We start from the raw sequence: 15,300 nt of genomic DNA, 5'->3' as shown, positions 1-15,300 counted from the left end.
GACAGGTGACAGTCACAGGCAACAAGTAACAGATGACAGATATTGAAATCTGTCATCTGTCATGCCACTCTGGAGTCATGAACCTCCCCACACGAACCCTCGGCACCACCGGCCCCCGCACCGCCGCTGTCGGCCTCGGCTGCATGGGCATGTCCGCGCTGTACGGCGAGACCGACCGGGCCGAGTCCATCGCCACCGTGCACGCCGCGCTCGACGCGGGCGTGACCCTGCTCGACACGGGCGACTTCTACGCCATGGGGCACAACGAGATGCTGATCGGCGAGGCGCTGCGCTCGGCGCCCGCCGAGGCCCGGGCCAAGGCGCTGACCAGTGTGAAGTTCGGCGCGCTGCGCGACCCGGACGGCGGCTGGTCGGGGTACGACGGACGCCCCGAGGCGGTGCGCAACTTCGTCGCGTACTCGCTCCAGCGGCTCGGCGTCGACCACATCGACGTCTACCGGATCGCCCGGCTCGACCCGGACGTGCCGATCGAGGAGACCGTCGGCGCCATCGCCGAGCTGGTCGAGAAGGGCCATGTGCGGCACATCGGGCTGAGCGAGGTCGGCGCGGAGACCATCCGCCGGGCCGCCGCCACCGCCCCCATCTCGGACCTCCAGATCGAGTACTCGCTCATCTCGCGCGGCATCGAGGACACGATCCTGCCCACCACCCGTGAGCTGGGCATCGGCATCACCGCGTACGGCGTGCTCTCGCGCGGGCTGATCTCCGGGCACTACACCCGCGACCGGCAGCTCGCCCCGGGCGACTTCCGCTCCTTCTCGCCCCGCTTCCAGGGGGAGAACCTGGACCACAACCTGAACCTGGTCGAGCAGCTCCGCAAGATCGCCGAGCAGAAGGGCGTCAGCGTGGCCCGGATCGCGATCGCCTGGGTGCTCAGCAGGGGCGACGACATCGTGCCGCTGATCGGCGCCCGCAGCAGGACCCGGCTGACCGAGGCGCTCGGCGCGCTCGACGTGACGCTGGACGCGGCCGACCTCGCCGCGATCGAGGAGGCCGTGCCCGCGGGCGCCGCCGCCGGAGACCGTTACGCGGCGGCACAGATGGCCGACCTCGACAGCGAGCGCTGAGCGCGGGCCGGTACCGTCGACGCCATGGCACCGACCACCGAGACCCTGACCCCCGAGCGCATCCTCGCCGCGACCGAGGACGTGCTGCGGCGCCACGGCGCCGCGAAGGCGACGGTGGTCGACGTGGCCCGCGTGCTCGGGGTCAGCCACGGCTCGGTGTACCGCCACTTCCGTACGAAGGCGGAGCTGCGCGGCGCGGTGACCAAGCGCTGGCTGGACCGGACCACCGGCGTCCTGTCGGCGGTCACGGACGGCGCCGAGCCGCCCGCCGCCAAGCTGCGGCACTGGCTGTCGGCCCTCTTCGACGCCAAGCGGCACAAGGCGGGCGACGACCCGGAGCTGTTCGCCACGTACACGGTCCTGACGACGGAGAACAGCGAGGTGGTCGACGCCCACATCGCCGAGCTCCTCGGCCAGCTCACGACGATCCTCGAACAGGGCGTGGCCCAGGGCGAGTTCGACGTCCCCGACACCACGACGACGGTCCGCGCGCTCTTCGAGGCGACCGCCCACTTCCACGATCCGGTGTACGCCCCGGAGTGGACCCGCCCGGACGCCCAGGAGGCGTTCGGCGCGGTCGTGGACCTGGTGATGCGGGGCATCGAGAAGCGCTAGCCCCTACCTCCTTGCGGCGCGGCGGGCCTTCCTCCCCCGCCACCAGGTCACCGCCCACAGGACGTTGACCGAGCCGAGGACGAGCAGCACCGTCGCCGCGTCCGCGTTGCCCGCGAGGCCGTGCCCGGGGCCGAGGCCGCGCGCCGCGCGGACCAGCAGGGTCACGTCGGCGGGCAGGGTCACACAGGCCATGAACGCGAGGCACAGCGCGGTCCCGACGACGAGGACCGCGCTGTAGCCGCGTACCGCCCGGCGCTCGTGCGCGGGCAGGTCGCGGCTCGGATCGGGTCCCGCGCGGCGCGTCACGCGCCGGGCCGCGTACCGGGCGTACGCGAGCCCGTCCCCGTACAGGTTCCGGCAGCCGGTGAGGTCCTGGAGGACGAAGTACAGGTCGGTGCGGGTGAACACCATGAGCTGGAAGGGCAGCGGCAGCAGGGCGAGCAGCAGCCCGGCCGCCAGGAGTGAGCGGGTCCCGCCCGCCGGTCCGGGGTCCGTTGCGGCGAGGACCAGCAGCAGGCAGGACGCGACGGACAGGTTGAGGGCGATGCCCGCCAGGTAGGCGGTCATCCGGTGGCGGCGCGGGGCCAGTTCGATGCCGCTGATGTCGGTCTGCATCACGAGGAACTGAAGCCGGGTGCCGAGCCGGATGCGCCCGGGCACGCCCGCGGCACGGGCCGTCACCAGGTGGGCCAGCTCATGGGCGAGGACCAGCACCCAGCCGGCCGCCGCCCCGCTGAGCAGGACCAGGCTGCCGTGCCTGCTCCACAGCAGGTCGCGGTAGCCGGGCAGCAGTCCGGGGTCGCGGACCAGGGCGACGAGGGCCGCGGCGAGCAGCGCCGCGACGAGCACGGGCAGCAACGGGTGCAGGGCGAACCGGACATGGCGCGGACGCAGCCGGGGCAGCGACGCGGGCGGCGGTGCGGTGTCCGGTACGGGGCGTGCGCCGATCCGGGCGACGAAGCCGAGGCCGGCGAGGTCCTCGACGAACTCGGTGATCCCGAACTCCTCGCCCGTCTCGGCGCGCAGCATCTCGGCGGTGCGGGCCACCGTCCTTCCCTCGCCCAGGAGTTGGACGGCCCGCGCTCCGGCGTACGGCAGGGCGACGAAGGTACGGGTGGCCATCCGGCCCACGATCCAGTCGTCCCGGTCGCGCCGCACCGCGAGGTCGTGCAGGACCACATGGGTCGTGGGCGTGACGCGGGGCAGGCCGGCCGCGTCCGTCACGGGCGGTCCGCCTGCTCCGGGGTGCCACAGGCGGGACAGCCGGGGCGGGGTGCGCTGCGCTGGAGGACGGGATCTCCGGGGACCATGAGGTTGAGGCCGTGGCGGAAGCCGGGGTCGACCGGCGGGATGCCGCACAGCAGCGTGACGGCGGCCTGCGCGAGAAGGCTGCCGGACAGGCTCGCGGTGACGGCGTTGGCCGGATTCCACGGCATGCGGGGCGAGGCGATGTCCTCGTCCTGGCCGGGGGCGAGCCGCAGGTCCCGGCGTTCGACCTCGGCATCGCGCAGGCACTGCCAGCACGGTCCCCCGCCGGGCACGAAGACGCCCACGGCGACCAAGGGCCCCCGGTACCCGGCCTCGGCCCAGGGCGTGCCCGTGGCGAGGCAGACCTCGTTGGCCCAGCGGCGGATCGCCGGGGGCCGGTCGGCGGCGAGCAGCAGCACGTCGTACGCCGACGGGCCGCCGCCGAGCAGGGCGTACAGGTCGTCGGGCCCGCGCACCTCGGTCCGCTCGCCCGTGAGGCGGACCGCCGGATTCAGGGCCCGCAGGGCGCGCAGGGCAGCGTCGGTCTTGGGCGCGCCGAGGTCCGCCTCGCGGTACAGGGTCTGCCGGTTGAGGTTGGACAGTTCGACGACGTCCGGGTCGACGCAGTGCAGGGCGCCCACCCCGGAGGCGACCAGGTCGCGCGCGGCGGCCCCGCCGGTGCCGCCGACGCCGAGCAGCAGGACCCGGGCCCGGCGCAGCCGCTCCTGCGGCTCCCAGGCGCTGGCGCGCGGGGTGAGGTCCATCCAGCGCAGCAGGGTCATGCCCCGGCTGTAGCGCTCCTGCTCCGGCGCGGACAGCCCGGCCGGCGGCTCGGCGCCGGCGTCCTCGACGAACCCGGCCGCGGCCAGGTCGGTCATCGCCTGGACGATCTCCGCGTCCGGCAGCGGCCGTCCGGGGTGGTGCCGGGTCACCTCGGCGACGACGGCGGCGGCGTCGCGGGTGCCGTCCATCGACTCCACCAGCGTCCACAGCCAGCCTTCGGGGTCGGCGACCTCGGCGCCGATGCCGTGCACCACGCTGCCGATCCTGATGTTGCCGTCCGCGGTCCGGTAGGCCCGGTGCTCGGGCTTGATCCGGGGCCGCCGCATCGCTCGCACCGTCATCTTCGCGCCAATCTCGGGAGTCCCAACAGGCCCAGGGCCAACGATGATTGACAACCGTGACCCTCGGCGCGAACTCTGGCAAGAGCACGTCCGTGAACTGACCACCCGAGGACCACCCCCACAGGTCCCCCCACAGGAAGGACAGGGCATGACGCACCAGACGAAGCCGGCGACCCGGATCAGGATCCGTCCGCTGGACAAGAAGGAGACCACCGGCGAGAGCGGTGGCAACGGCGGATCCTGATCCGGACGTGGACCGCTGTCCCACAGCCGCCGAGGTCGTCGGATCGGCCCGGCGGCTGGCCGCCCGGCATCCCCGGAGCTGCCGACTGCGCCGGATCGGGCTCTCGCGTGCCGGGCGGCCGATCCTGCTGCTGTCGGTGGGGCACGGTCCACGGCACGTCCTCGTCGTCGCGGGACCGCATCCCGACGAGCCGGTCGGCGGGGCGAGCGCGCTGGCCCTCGCCCGGCGGGTGGCGGGCGACGACGGGCGGTACGCGCCGGCCACCGATCCCGCCCGGGTCACCTGGGACATCGTCCTGTGCCTCGATCCGGACGGCGCCGCGCTGAGCGGGCCCGCCCCCGACGACACCCTCGCCGGTTACTACCGCACCGCGTTCCGTCCGGTCGCCGCGCACCAGCCCGAGTGGGCGCCGATCGCCGGGGGGCCGCTGCCGGAGACCCGCGTCCTGTTCCGGCTCATCGACGAGGTGCGGCCGGTGCTCCAGTGCTCGCTGCACGGCACCGACGCGGGCGGCAGCTGGGTGCAGCTGACCCGTGAACTGCCGGGTCTGACAGCCCCGTTCGCGGCCAGCGCGGAGCGCTGCGCGATCCCCCTCCAGCACGGCACCTACGACGCGCCGAACTGGGACAGCCCCGGTCCCGGCGTCTTCGTCCTGCCCGCGCGCGACGCCGAGGGCCGGCTTCCGCAGGGCACGGACGACATCGGGCCGACGACATGGTGCGCCCCGCAGGCCTACGGCGGGGTCACGGCCATCGTCGAAGTCCCCGTCTGGGCGGCGGAGTCGGCCGCGGACCCGGCCCTGCACCCCGGCACCGGGAACGCTCTGCGCGAGCTGTCCCGGCTGGTGCTGGACGGTGGCGCCCAGGTGACCTCGGTGCTCGACAAGGCCGCCGCGTTCCTGCCGTCCGCCGCCGACAGCGCACCGCGCCGCGTCCTGGACTGGATGGCCGAGGATCTCTTCGACCTGGTGGCCGCCTCCTGGGAGCCGCTGATCCGCCGGGCCGCTCCGCTGCCGACGGCGCAGCTCACCGCACTGGAGATCGCGGCCCGCCGGCAGCCGCTGCGCGCGGCCGGCCTGCTGCTGCGGCTCCTCGACGCGTCGCACGATCCGGCGGCTCCGGCGCTGCACACGGAGCTCGAGCAGCTCTTCGGCACGTGGTGCGCCGAGTTCGAGAAGGCGCTGCGCCTGCGCCGGGTGCCGGTCGGGCGGCAGGTCGCCCATCAGGTCGACACGGTGGTGGCGGCGGCCGAGTGCGCGCTCGGGGAGGCCGGTTAGGGCCTGTCCGGCCGCCCGGTTCACGTCCTGGCGCCCCGTCCGTCCCTGTCGTCGCCGGAACCCGGATCCACCGTCGCCTGGTGCGCCTGTTCCAGATGCTCCTCGGCCTTGAGCCACGGCAGGAACTGCGCCGTTCGCCGCCAGCCGCACGTATCGCACGTCAACTGTCGCTGCATACCCGCCTTCTCGACCCGCACGACATGTCCGCGCCCGTGCTGGTCCCAGCGGCTGACCTTGCTGCTTGTCATGTCAGACACACGCCGCAGTGTGCAGCAAAAAGCCCCGGCCCACCGCCGAAACGGCGGGCCGGGGCTTTTCGGATGCTTCAGGCGCGGGGCGCGATCAGCAGCCGACCAGGCGGGCGGCCAGGTAGCCCTCGATCTGGTCGAGGGAGACGCGCTCCTGCTTCATGGTGTCGCGCTCGCGCACCGTCACCGCGTTGTCCTCGAGGGTGTCGAAGTCGACCGTGACGCAGAACGGCGTGCCGATCTCGTCCTGGCGGCGGTAGCGGCGGCCGATGGCACCGGCGTCGTCGAAGTCGATGTTCCAGTTCTGGCGCAGCGCGGCGGCCAGACCCTTCGCCTTCGGGGACAGCTCGGGGTTGCGGGAGAGCGGGAGCACCGCGACCTTCACCGGGGCGATGCGGTGGTCGAAGCGCATGACCGTGCGCTTCTCCATCTTGCCCTTGGCGTTGGGCGCCTCGTCCTCGAAGTAGGAGTCGAGCATGAACGCCAGCATCGTGCGGCCGACACCGGCCGCGGGCTCGATGACGTACGGCGTGTAGCGCTCGCCCTTCTCCTGGTCGAAGTAGGAGAGGTCCTGGCCGGAGGCCTTGGCGTGCGCGGACAGGTCGTAGTCCGTGCGGTTGGCGACGCCCTCCAGCTCGCCCCACTCGCTGCCGCCGAAGCGGAAGCGGTACTCGATGTCAGCGGTGCGCTTCGAGTAGTGGGAGAGCTTCTCCTTCGGGTGCTCGAACCACCGCATGTTCTCCTCGCGCAGGCCGAGACCGGTGTACCAGTTCCAGCGCTGCTCCATCCAGTACTCCTGCCACTTCTCGTCCTCGCCCGGCTTGACGAAGAATTCCATCTCCATCTGCTCGAACTCACGGGTGCGGAAGATGAAGTTGCCGGGCGTGATCTCGTTGCGGAACGACTTGCCCATCTGGGCGATGCCGAACGGCGGCTTGCGGCGCGAAGTCGTCTGCACCTGCGAGAAGTTGGTGAAGATGCCCTGGGCGGTCTCGGGGCGCAGGTAGGCGATCGAGCCGCTGTCCTGCGTCGGGCCGAGGTGCGTGGCGAGCAGGCCGGAGAACTGCTTGGGCTCGGTGAAGGCGCCCTTGGTGCCGCAGTTGGGGCAGTTGATGTCCGCCAGGCCGTTCTCGGGGAGACGGCCCTTCTTCTCCTCGTACGCCTCTTCCAGGTGGTCCGCGCGGTAACGCTTGTGACACGCGGTGCACTCGGTCAGCGGGTCGGAGAACGTGGCGACGTGGCCCGACGCCTGCCATACCTCGGTCGCCAGGATCACGGAGGAGTCGATACCGACGACGTCCTCGCGCGCGGTGACCATGTAGCGCCACCACTGGCGCTTGAGGTTCTCCTTCAGCTCCACACCCAGCGGACCGTAGTCCCAGGCGGCCTTCTGGCCGCCGTAGATCTCGCTGCAGGGGTAGACGAAGCCACGGCGCTTGCTGAGGCTGACGATGGTTTCGATCTTGTCGGCGGCCACGGTGCTCTCTTCATTACGACGACGGTGAGCGCGCTGGATACGCGCTCCGGGAGCGAATGCCTCAGGTTACCGGCGGGGCCGCCTCCCGAACCAAATCGGTTCCTGGTCACAGAGCGGGACCGAGCGGGACGAAGGTCTCGCGAAGAGCTTGTTGACAATCGTTTCCACTTTTGTTGAAAATGACTGTCATGAACGTACGCCGCTCTCCGCGTCCCCGCCGCCGCCTCATATCCACCACCGCCGTCGCCGGCACCACGGCGCTCGGCATCGCCCTGCTCTCCGCCTGCTCGTCCTCGACGGCGGCGGACGGCAAGAGCGGCGGAAAGGACGGCAAGCTGGACGTCGTCGCGTCGTTCTATCCGATGCAGTACCTCGCGGAGCAGATCGGTGGCGACCACGTCGCCGTCACCAATCTGACCGAGCCCGGCCAGGAGCCGCACGACCTGGAGGTCAGCGCCAAGCAGCGCGGCCAGCTCGAGGAGGCCGACGTCGCCGTCTACCTCAAGGGCCTCCAGCCCTCCGTCGACGAGGCGATCAGCCAGTCCGGCATCGGCACGAAGGTCGACGCCGCCTCACTGACCGACCTGGAGAAGCACGGCAGCGAGGTCGGCGGGCACGCGGACGAGCACGACCACGACCACGGCTCCGAAGGGGGCGAAGAGGGCACAGACCCGCACATCTGGCTCGACCCGGTGAAGTACGCCGAGGTCGCCGAGGGCGTCGGCAAGGCCCTGGAGAAGGCCGACCCGGACCACGCGGCCGCGTACAAGAAGAACACCGCGGCCCTGGTCGGCAAGCTCGACGGGCTGAACAAGAAGTACGCGGACGGCCTGAAGAACACGGACAGCAAGGTCTTCATCACCACGCACGCGGCCTTCGGCTACCTCGCCGAGCGCTACGGCCTCACCGAGGAGGCCATCAGCGGCCTCGACCCGGAGAGCGAGCCCAGCGCCGCCCGCGTCAAGGACCTCCAGAAGATGGCGAAGGCCGACGGCGTCACCACCGTCTTCTACGAGACGCTCGTCAGCGACAGGACGGCGAAGACCCTCGCGGGTGACACCGGACTGAAGACGGCCGTCCTCGACCCGATCGAGGGCATCACCGACAAGTCCCGGGGTGACGACTACCTCGCGGTCATGGAGTCGAACCTGGCCGCGCTCCAGAAGGCGCTCGGCACCAAGTGACGTACCCAGCAGGCGACCCGGAGGGCGGCGCGGACATGGCGCAGAACACCGAACCCGTGATCACCATGCGCAAGGTGACGGCCGAGCTGGGCTCGCGTCCCGTCCTGCGCGGCATCGACCTCACCGTCCGCCGCGGCGAGGTCGTCGCCCTGCTCGGCGCGAACGGCTCGGGCAAGTCGACCGCGGTGCGCAGCATCATCGGCCAGGTGCCGGTCACCGGCGGCGGGATCGAGCTGTTCGGCACGGCCCGCGGCCGCTTCAGGGACTGGGCACGCGTGGGTTACGTTCCCCAGCGCACGACGGCCGCGGGCGGTGTGCCCGCGACGGTGACCGAGGTCGTCTCCTCGGGGCGGCTGTCCCGGGCCCGGTTCGGCATCCTGCGCCGGGCCGACCGGGACGCGGTGACCCGCGCCCTGGAGTCGGTGGGCATGGCCGACCGGGCCAGGGACTCCGTCGACGCGCTGTCCGGCGGCCAGCACCAGCGCGTGCTCATCGCCCGCGCACTGGCCGCGCAGCCCGAGCTGCTGATCATGGACGAGCCGATGGCGGGCGTCGACCTGGCCAGCCAGGAGGTGCTGGCCGCGACGCTGCGCGAGCAGGTCGCGGCGGGCACCACCGTCCTGCTCGTCCTGCACGAACTCGGCCCGCTGGAGCCGCTGATCGACCGGGCCGTGGTGCTGCGCGACGGCTGCGTGCTGCACGACGGGCCGCCCCCGAAGGCCGTCGGCCAGCACGCGCTGCCCGGCCACGACCACGTCCACCCGCACTCCGCCGAGGCGGAGCCCGTACGCACCGGACTGCTGAGCTGACATGGAATTCCTCGACTTCGCCTTCATGCAGCGGGCGCTGCTGGCCGCCGTCCTCATCGGCATCACGGCGCCCGCCATCGGCATCTACCTCGTCCAGCGCCGCCAGGCCCTGATGGGCGACGGCATCGGGCACGTCGCGATGACCGGTGTCGGCCTCGGCTTCCTGCTGTCCACGTCGCCCGTGTGGATGGCCATGGCGGTCTCCGTGGTCGGCGCGCTGATCATGGAGCTGATCCGCTGGTACGGCAAGACGCGCGGCGACATCGCGCTCGCCATGCTGTTCTACGGCGGCATGGCGGGCGGCGTCATGCTGATCAACCTGTCGCCGGGCGGCTCGACCGCCAACCTCAGCTCGTACCTCTTCGGCTCGCTGGCGACGGTCTCCCCGGCCGACATCACGGCGATCTGCTGGCTCGCCGCGTTCGTGGTGCTGGTGACGGTCGGGCTGCGGCGGCAGCTCTTCGCCGTCAGCCAGGACGAGGAGTTCGCGCGGGTCACGGGGCTGCCGGTGCGCGCCCTGAACCTGCTGATCGCGGTCACCGCCGCGGTCACGGTGACGGTCGCCATGCGGGTCGTGGGCCTGCTTCTGGTGTCGGCCCTGATGGTGGTGCCGGTCGCGGCGGCGCAGCAGCTGACCCGCAGCTTCCGGGCGACGTTCGCCGGCGCGGTGGCGATCGGTGTCGTGGTGACCCTGAGCGGCACCGTCACCTCGTACTACCAGGACGTGCCGCCCGGCGCGACGATCGTGCTCCTGACGATCGCCGTCTTCATCGTGCTGACCCTGCTGGCCACTCCGCTCGCCCGGCGCCGCGCGAAGGCCGCGTCTCCCGCGTCCGCCGACCCGGCCGCGTGCCCGATCCCGGAGCAGCAGGGCCCGGCTCCTTCCCTTCATGGCTGACCCGGCCACGGCGCCGCCTGGCACAATGGCGGCGGTACGCAGGTGGCAGGCAGGTGAGGAGGAACCCGTGGCAGCCCCGGTTCGAGGCAGGTCGACCCGCCAGCGCGCGGCAGTTGCGGCGGCGCTCGACGAGGTGGACGAGTTCCGCAGCGCCCAGGAACTGCATGACGTACTCAAACACAAGGGCGACTCGGTGGGCCTGACCACGGTCTACCGCACGCTCCAGTCCCTCGCCGACGCCGGCGAGGTCGACGTGCTGCGCACCTCGGAGGGCGAGGCCGTGTACCGGCGCTGCTCCTCGGGTGACCACCATCACCACCTGGTCTGCCGGGTCTGCGGCAAGGCCGTGGAGGTCGAGGGCCCCGCGGTGGAGAAGTGGGCGGAGGCGATCGCCGCCGAGCACGGGTACGTGAACGTGGCGCACACGGTGGAGATCTTCGGCACCTGCGCGGAGTGCTCCGCAGGGGTCTCGTCCTAGCCTGCGGCCCGGTGGCCGCTTCTCGCGCAGTTCCCCGCGCCCCTTGGCGAGCGAAGCTCGTTTCAGGGGCGCGGGGAACTGCGCGAGAAGCCACGACGAGAGCCGCAGCCGAACGACTAGCCCTTGGCCTCCAACTGGAGCAGGACCTCGTTGGGCGTGGCGCCGCCGAAGCGGCGGTCACGGGACGCGTACTCCACGCACGCGCGCCACAGGTCGCGGCGGTCGAAGTCCGGCCACAGGACGTCCTGGAAGACCATCTCGGCGTAGGCGCTCTGCCACAGGAGGTAGTTGGACGTGCGCTGCTCGCCGCTGGGGCGCAGGAACAGGTCGACGTCCGGCATGTCCGCGTAGTACAGGTACTTCGCGAACGTCTTCTCGCTCACCTTGGACGGGTCGAGCCGGCCGGCCTTCACGTCCTCGGCGAGCGCCTGCGCGGCGTCGGCGATCTCGGCGCGGCCGCCGTAGTTCATGCAGAAGTACAGGGTCAGCTTGTCGTTGTCCTTGGTCTGCTCCTGGGAGATCTCCAGCTCCTTGGCGACCGACTTCCACAGCTTGGGCATCCGCCCCACCCACCGCACCCGCACGCCGAGTTCGTCGAGCTGGTCGCGGGTCTTGCGGATGAAGTCGCGGTTGAAGTTCATGAGGAACTTCACCTCGTCCGGGGACCGCTTCCAGTTCTCGGTCGAGAACGCGTAGAGGGAGATGGCGCCGACGCCCATCTCGATCGCGCCCTGGAGGACGTCGAGGACCCGCTCGGCGCCGACCTTGTGGCCCTCGGTGCGCGGCAGCCCGCGCTCCTTGGCCCAGCGGCCGTTGCCGTCCATCACGATGGCGACGTGCTCGGGGACCAGCTCGCCGGGGATCTTCGGTGGCCGCGCGCCCGACGGGTGCTGTTGCGGTACGACGTACTCGCGTCGTGACGACCGGCCGAGAATTCCGCGACGTGCCATGGTGGTGGGCCTCTCCCCTAGCTCAGCTCTAGCTTTTCTCTACGTAGCGCAGCGAGCGCAGTCCGCGCTCCAGGTGCCAGTGCAGGTACGCCGACACCAGGCCGCTGCCCTCCCGCGCGAACCGCGCCTCGCACGTGTCCGCCGTCTCCCAGTCTCCGGTGAGCAGCGCACCGAGCAGGACGAGGGCCTGCGGTGAGGGTACGACGCTGCCCGGTACCCGGCAGTCGACGCAAACCGAGCCGCCCGCGCCGACGGAGAAGAAACGGTTGGGACCGGGCATTCCGCACTTCGCGCAGTCGCCGAAGGTGGGCGCGTAGCCGTTGACCGCGAGGGAGCGCAGCAGGAAGGCGTCGAGGATGAGGTGCGGCTCGTGCTCGCCGCGCGACAGGGTGCGCAGGGCGCCGACGAGGAGCAGGTACTGCTGGACGGCCGGCTCGCCCTCGTGGTCGGTGAACCGTTCCGCCGTCTCCAGCATCGCCGTGCCGGCCGTGTAGCGGGCGTAGTCCATGACGATCCCGCCGCCGTACGGCGCGATCGTCTCGCTCTGCGTGCACAGCGGCAGCCCGCGCCCGATCAGCTCGCTGCCGCGCGCGAAGAACTGCACGTCGACGTGGGAGAAGGGTTCGAGCCGCGCCCCGAACTTCGACTTGGTGCGCCGGACTCCCCGGGCCACGGCACGCACCCGCCCGTGCCCGCGGGTGAGCAGCGTGATGATGCGGTCCGCTTCACCCAGCTTCTGGGTGCGCAGCACGATGCCGTCGTCGCGGAACAGACTCATGCCACCCATTCTCCCCCACCCCCACCCCGTCCTGTGAGACTGGCCGGGGTTCCCGACGGAGACGAGGTGGCGAGATGGCGGGCAGCGCACTTCTGGTGATGGACGTCCAACGGGACGTCGTGGCCCTCGCCGATGACGGTTCGGGCTATCTGCCACGCCTGCGCTCGGCGATCGACGGCGCCCGGGCCGCGGGCATTCCCGTGATCTACGTCGTGCTCGGGCTGCGGCCGGGCGACCCGCTGGTCAGCCCTCGCAACAAGGTGATGGGAAACGTTCTGCGCGCCGGGCTGTTCACCGAGGGCGTCCCCGGTAGTGACATCCACCCCGCCATCGCGCCCCGGGACGGCGATGTCGTGGTCACCAAGCGGCGCGGGAGCGCGTTCTCGGGCAGCGACCTCGACCTCGTCCTCAGGTCCCGCGACATCGACAGGCTCGTGCTCGCGGGTATCGCCACCAGCGCCGTGGTGATGTCCACGCTGTGGAGCGCCGTCGATCTCGACTTCGGACTCACGGTCCTGGCGGACGGCTGCCTCGACACCGACCCGGAGGTGCACCGGTTCCTCGTCGAGAGGCTGTTCCCGCAGTGGGCGGAGGTCGTCACCGTGGCCGGCTGGCTGAAGGCCGTCGCGCCGGTGTGACGGGAATGGGCGGGCGGCACCCCTGCCAGGCCGCCGCCCGCCCCACCACCTTGCGCGGCCCGACGGGGGGCGCAGGGGCCGCGCACCCTCCGGGTGCCCGCCGACCGGGCTCGCATGCCTGGCCCGTCAGGGCACCTCGCCCCGGCTCCTGCGGTTCGCGTACGCCGTCGCGGCGCTCAGCCGCTCCGTCGTCGTCGCTTCCCGCACCACGTCCGGCGGGCAGTCCCACTCCCGGCCGCCCCCGAACGGCCGCAACTGCACGTACGGCCCCTCGTGTCCCATCACCATGCCGACCTGACCCGTGCTCGTGTCGACGGCGTAGGAACCGATCGGGGGTTTCATGCGGTGGTGCTCCTGTCGTCCGGGGCTGACCTGAGCACGGCGGCCAGGCGCGCCGCCGCGTCAACCGAACAACGCCCCAATTCCACCAGGGGACACGGGGCAGTTCGCGCGATTGACCCCGGGTCGAGCCCGAGCGAGGGCAGCACAATTCCCGCTGTCGCGAGCGCCGATCGCAATCCGTTCACCGTTTCCTCCGCATCCTCCACACACAGCGCGGCGTGGTTCGTTCGTCCCGTCACGTGGCTCCCCTGCCTGCTTCGATTTCACGCTTCGTACCTCGACGGTGACGCTTCGGATCTACAGTGGGGAGGGGTCTGTTCACTACAAGTGCGGGGCAGAGCTGGGGGGTTGGCAGTGGCCAATGGTTCGCGGCAGGCGGCCTGGGAGTTCTTCGGGCAGGAACTGAAGCGCCGGAGAGAGGACGCCGGGCTCACTCAAGTAGAGCTGGGCATAAGGGTTTTCGTCTCCGGCGGTTACATCGGCCAATTCGAACAGGCAATTCGCAAGCCGCAGTTGGATGTAGCCCAGAGGATCGACGAGGTACTGCAATCCGACGGTATTTTCGAGCGGATGTGGCGCAGCCTGATCGACGACCACCGGTACGCGGATTACTTCGCGGAGGTGGTCGAGCTGGAGCGGCTGGCGACGCGGATCTGCGAGTTCGCGCCGACGGTGGTGCCGGGGCTGTTGCAGACGGCCGCGTACGCCCGGGCCGTCACGATCGCGGCGAACCCGTTCGTCACGGACGAGTACGTCGACGAGAAGGTCACCGCCCGGCGTGAGCGGGCCCAGATCCTCGGGGACGCTACACGGCCCGAGTACTGGGTGACCCTGCACGAGAACGTGCTGCGTGCTCCGGTGGGCGGACCGGCTGCCATGGCGGGGCAGTTGGAGCACATCGCCGGGCTGATGCGGGCCCGTACGGTGTGGGTGACGGTGTTGCCGTACGCCACCGGGGCGTACGCCTCGATGGCCGGTGATCTCCGCATCATGGAGTTCGAGGACGCACCACTCGTCGCCTATACAGAGACATCGTTTTCGGGAACGCTCATCGACGATCCGGCCGTGGTGAAGCGGGCCCAACGCGCATACGATCTGCTCAGGGTCGCCGCGCTGTCGCCGGAGGCGTCCCTGGCCCTGATCGTCTCGGCGGCGGAGGACTACAGACGATGCGCGAGTACGACCTGAGCAACGCCCGCTGGCGCAAGAGCACTTACAGCAACGGCGAAGGCGGAAACTGCGTCGAGGTCGCCGACGGATTTCCCGGCATCGTCCCCGTCCGGGACTCCAAGGTGACCGGCGGCGACGTCATCGTCATCGGCGCCGCGGCCTGGCAGGCGTTCGTCAGGCGGGGCGTCTAGGCCGGGCCGAAGTCCACCCGGTCCGCCGGAAGCACCCGTACCCGGCGGTCGGGGAAGTCGATGTGCCGGTAGATCTCGTTGTGATGCGCGACGGCCTGGTCCGCCGGGACGAAATCGGTTCCCTCGTCGCGGACCGACGTCGTGTGCCCGTCCGCGACGAGGACGAGGTCGAAACCCCGGCTCAGCGCCTGCCGGGCGGTGGTCTCCACGCAGTTCTCGGTGGCGAAGCCGGTGATCAGGACCTCGGTGACGCCGAGCGAGCCCAGCACCGCGTCGAGGTCCGTGCCCAGGAAGGCGTCCGCCGTGGTCTTGGCCACCAGCGGCTCGCCCGGCGCGGGATCGAGCTCGGGGACGACGCGCCAGCCCTCCGTACCGGGTTCGAGGCCGCCGCCGTGGTGCTGGACGGTGACGACGGGAACCCCGGCCGCCCGCGCCCGGGTGCACAGCCCCGCGATGGCGGCGACGGTGGCGGCGGGCCGGTGCATGACCGGCAGCAGGGCGTTCTGCATGTCGATGACGAGGAGCGCGGGGGCGTGGGACAT

At 71.4% G+C, this 15,300-nt stretch carries 19 protein-coding genes; 10 read left to right on the top strand and 9 right to left on the bottom strand.

What is annotated here, in order from left to right:
• Positions 1-77: 77 nt before the first annotated feature.
• Positions 78-1,088 carry an aldo/keto reductase gene (locus ABT127_RS03820; RefSeq protein ID WP_351444299.1) on the top strand — a complete coding sequence of 337 codons (1,011 nt, stop codon included), beginning with the start codon at positions 78-80 and terminating at the stop codon, positions 1,086-1,088.
• A 24-nt stretch (positions 1,089-1,112) separates the two neighbouring features.
• Positions 1,113-1,703, top strand: coding sequence for a TetR/AcrR family transcriptional regulator (locus ABT127_RS03815; RefSeq protein ID WP_351444298.1), 591 nt, complete (start codon positions 1,113-1,115; stop codon positions 1,701-1,703).
• 3 nt (positions 1,704-1,706) lie between these two features.
• On the opposite strand, the gene ABT127_RS03810 is transcribed toward ABT127_RS03815, so the two are convergent.
• A complete protein-coding gene (locus tag ABT127_RS03810) occupies positions 1,707-2,927 on the bottom strand; it encodes a hypothetical protein (RefSeq protein WP_351444297.1) in 1,221 nt (406 codons plus the stop codon).
• Positions 2,924-4,060: a HesA/MoeB/ThiF family protein gene (locus tag ABT127_RS03805; protein ID WP_351444295.1), complete on the bottom strand. Its 1,137-nt coding sequence runs from the start codon at positions 4,058-4,060 to the stop codon at positions 2,924-2,926. The genes ABT127_RS03810 and ABT127_RS03805 overlap by 4 nt, the downstream gene beginning before the upstream one ends.
• Before the next feature lie 266 nt (positions 4,061-4,326).
• Here ABT127_RS03805 and ABT127_RS03800 point away from each other — a divergent pair, with 266 nt between their 5' ends.
• The gene (locus ABT127_RS03800; RefSeq protein WP_351444294.1) at positions 4,327-5,595 is read left to right on the top strand and encodes a M14 family zinc carboxypeptidase; all 1,269 of its coding nucleotides are present in this window, start codon (positions 4,327-4,329) and stop codon (positions 5,593-5,595) included.
• A gap of 20 nt (positions 5,596-5,615) precedes the next feature.
• Here the strand turns inward: ABT127_RS03800 and ABT127_RS03795 are convergent, their stop codons facing one another.
• Positions 5,616-5,843, bottom strand: a complete 228-nt coding sequence (locus tag ABT127_RS03795) for a hypothetical protein (RefSeq protein WP_502971636.1) — start codon at positions 5,841-5,843, stop codon at positions 5,616-5,618.
• Between the two features lie 94 nt (positions 5,844-5,937).
• The gene (locus tag ABT127_RS03790; RefSeq protein WP_351444292.1) at positions 5,938-7,320 is read right to left on the bottom strand and encodes a glycine--tRNA ligase; all 1,383 of its coding nucleotides are present in this window, start codon (positions 7,318-7,320) and stop codon (positions 5,938-5,940) included.
• Between the two features lie 188 nt (positions 7,321-7,508).
• Here ABT127_RS03790 and ABT127_RS03785 point away from each other — a divergent pair, with 188 nt between their 5' ends.
• The 4 genes from ABT127_RS03785 to ABT127_RS03770 all read left to right on the top strand — a co-directional run bounded on the left by ABT127_RS03785 (position 7,509) and on the right by ABT127_RS03770 (position 10,689).
• A complete protein-coding gene (locus tag ABT127_RS03785; protein WP_351444291.1) occupies positions 7,509-8,504 on the top strand; it encodes a metal ABC transporter substrate-binding protein in 996 nt (331 codons plus the stop codon).
• Positions 8,505-8,539: 35 nt separating this feature from the next.
• Positions 8,540-9,313: a metal ABC transporter ATP-binding protein gene (locus tag ABT127_RS03780; protein WP_351444627.1), complete on the top strand. Its 774-nt coding sequence runs from the start codon at positions 8,540-8,542 to the stop codon at positions 9,311-9,313.
• A gap of 1 nt (position 9,314) precedes the next feature.
• Entirely contained in the window at positions 9,315-10,211 is an 897-nt protein-coding gene (locus tag ABT127_RS03775) for a metal ABC transporter permease (RefSeq protein ID WP_351444290.1), read from the top strand.
• Positions 10,212-10,278: 67 nt separating this feature from the next.
• Positions 10,279-10,689: a Fur family transcriptional regulator gene (locus ABT127_RS03770; RefSeq protein WP_351444289.1), complete on the top strand. Its 411-nt coding sequence runs from the start codon at positions 10,279-10,281 to the stop codon at positions 10,687-10,689.
• A 116-nt stretch (positions 10,690-10,805) separates the two neighbouring features.
• On the opposite strand, the gene ABT127_RS03765 is transcribed toward ABT127_RS03770, so the two are convergent.
• Together ABT127_RS03765 and recO are read right to left on the bottom strand one after the other, a co-directional pair.
• Positions 10,806-11,639 (bottom strand): isoprenyl transferase, encoded by an 834-nt coding sequence (locus ABT127_RS03765; RefSeq protein WP_351444288.1) that lies wholly within the window; start codon positions 11,637-11,639, stop codon positions 10,806-10,808.
• 28 nt (positions 11,640-11,667) lie between these two features.
• The gene (gene recO / locus ABT127_RS03760; protein ID WP_351444287.1) at positions 11,668-12,417 is read right to left on the bottom strand and encodes a DNA repair protein RecO; all 750 of its coding nucleotides are present in this window, start codon (positions 12,415-12,417) and stop codon (positions 11,668-11,670) included.
• Positions 12,418-12,491: 74 nt separating this feature from the next.
• Here recO and ABT127_RS03755 point away from each other — a divergent pair, with 74 nt between their 5' ends.
• Positions 12,492-13,055, top strand: coding sequence for a cysteine hydrolase family protein (locus ABT127_RS03755; RefSeq protein ID WP_351444286.1), 564 nt, complete (start codon positions 12,492-12,494; stop codon positions 13,053-13,055).
• Between the two features lie 126 nt (positions 13,056-13,181).
• On the opposite strand, the gene ABT127_RS03750 is transcribed toward ABT127_RS03755, so the two are convergent.
• Both ABT127_RS03750 and ABT127_RS03745 read right to left on the bottom strand, forming a co-directional pair.
• Positions 13,182-13,397, bottom strand: coding sequence for a hypothetical protein (locus ABT127_RS03750; RefSeq protein ID WP_111667670.1), 216 nt, complete (start codon positions 13,395-13,397; stop codon positions 13,182-13,184).
• Positions 13,394-13,636 (bottom strand): hypothetical protein, encoded by a 243-nt coding sequence (locus ABT127_RS03745; protein ID WP_351444285.1) that lies wholly within the window; start codon positions 13,634-13,636, stop codon positions 13,394-13,396. Before ABT127_RS03745 ends, ABT127_RS03750 begins: the two co-directional genes overlap by 4 nt.
• A gap of 115 nt (positions 13,637-13,751) precedes the next feature.
• Here ABT127_RS03745 and ABT127_RS03740 point away from each other — a divergent pair, with 115 nt between their 5' ends.
• Together ABT127_RS03740 and ABT127_RS03735 are read left to right on the top strand one after the other, a co-directional pair.
• Positions 13,752-14,585, top strand: a complete 834-nt coding sequence (locus ABT127_RS03740) for a helix-turn-helix domain-containing protein (protein ID WP_351444284.1) — start codon at positions 13,752-13,754, stop codon at positions 14,583-14,585.
• Positions 14,567-14,758, top strand: coding sequence for a DUF397 domain-containing protein (locus ABT127_RS03735; protein ID WP_351444282.1), 192 nt, complete (start codon positions 14,567-14,569; stop codon positions 14,756-14,758). The genes ABT127_RS03740 and ABT127_RS03735 overlap by 19 nt, the downstream gene beginning before the upstream one ends.
• On the opposite strand, the gene ABT127_RS03730 is transcribed toward ABT127_RS03735, so the two are convergent.
• Positions 14,755-15,300, bottom strand: coding sequence for a cysteine hydrolase family protein (locus tag ABT127_RS03730; protein ID WP_351444281.1), 546 nt, complete (start codon positions 15,298-15,300; stop codon positions 14,755-14,757). The genes ABT127_RS03735 and ABT127_RS03730 overlap by 4 nt on opposite strands.

The sequence above is a fragment of the Streptomyces sp. NPDC001904 genome, assembly GCF_040297005.1.
In the GTDB taxonomy this organism is placed as follows: domain Bacteria; phylum Actinomycetota; class Actinomycetes; order Streptomycetales; family Streptomycetaceae; genus Streptomyces.
Note: the sequence above shows the minus strand (reverse complement) of the source record. Positions and strands in the feature narration are given on the sequence as shown.